Genomic DNA, 1,099 nt, shown 5'->3' with positions numbered 1-1,099 from the left:
TAGATACCATCCCCACCCCCAACTGTCAAGCACAAATGACAGCATTTCGTGCTTGATACTTGCTTTGATGTTTTAGCACGCCAAAGCAAATATGAACAAGTCGTCTCATTGCCGCACCAATGGCTTGCATTTTTGCTTTGCCCTTGGCAAGTAGACGCTCATAGCAGTGTTTTATATCAGGATTGTGTGCTTTTGCAACAACGGCAGGTAAATACAGTAAAGCCCTTATTTTGCTGTTACCACGCTTAGACAGCATTGCCTTGCCTTTATAATTGCCTGACTCTTTAAGTCTTGGCACAAGCCCTAAAAAAGCTGCCATTTGAGATGCGCAATGAAACTTATGGCTGTGATATAAACTCATCATTCTCAATGAAACTGCTTCGCCTACACCGGGAATGGTTTTAAGTAATTCGCAGTCTTTTTTAAGCTTGGGGTGGCGATCAATATGATCATCAATCTTTTTCTCAAGACGCACAATCTCTTGTTTTAAAAACGTTTGTGTGTTGATAATTGACTGTAAAATATCTTTTGGATAATCGCCCACTTCTGCTTTTTCATAGCGGTTTTGTTCTCGTTGTAAATCCGTTTTTAGGGCATCAAGGCGTGTAATTAACGCATTTAACTGACGGATTTCAATAGGCTTAGGTTGCCATTGAACAAGTTTGTCTCTTAGGTTTAATGCCACACCAAACTCAGCTAAGGCAATGGCATCGCATTGATCGGTTTTATGTAAGTTGCCAGAAGCAATAAACTTATGACTGTCGGCAGGATTGATTAAGCTGACAAATAAACCATGATCCGCCAAAAAGTAAGCCAAGCTGCGATGATAAACACCTGTGGATTCAATAATGATACGAAGTTCTGATAAGTCTTTATCAACATTTTTGTTGAGCCAATCCAGCAACAATTCAAAGCCTTTGGCGTTGTTATCAAAGACTTTGGTTTTACGTTTACGGCTGTTGATGTCATTAAGTAAAGCTAAATCAAGTTTGCGTTTAGAAACATCAATGCCTAAATAACTACAATGATTCATCACTTTCTACCCTTGTAAATGCAGTGTCATTGTCAAACAAGCACTAAGATACCATACAGATTGTTG

At 39.2% G+C, this 1,099-nt stretch carries 1 protein-coding gene; it reads right to left on the bottom strand.

All coding sequences use genetic code 11. The annotated features are described in order from the left end of the window. Positions 1 to 25: 25 nt before the first annotated feature. Positions 26 to 1,033 carry an IS110 family RNA-guided transposase gene (locus B0181_RS07530; RefSeq protein WP_078276903.1) on the bottom strand — a complete coding sequence of 336 codons (1,008 nt, stop codon included), beginning with the start codon at positions 1,031 to 1,033 and terminating at the stop codon, positions 26 to 28. Positions 1,034 to 1,099: the final 66 nt, after the last annotated feature.

This window comes from Moraxella caviae (genome assembly GCF_002014985.1).
GTDB lineage: Bacteria > Pseudomonadota > Gammaproteobacteria > Pseudomonadales > Moraxellaceae > Moraxella > Moraxella caviae.
The sequence above is the reverse complement of the archived record's forward strand: the minus strand, read 5'-3'. Positions and strand labels throughout refer to the sequence as shown.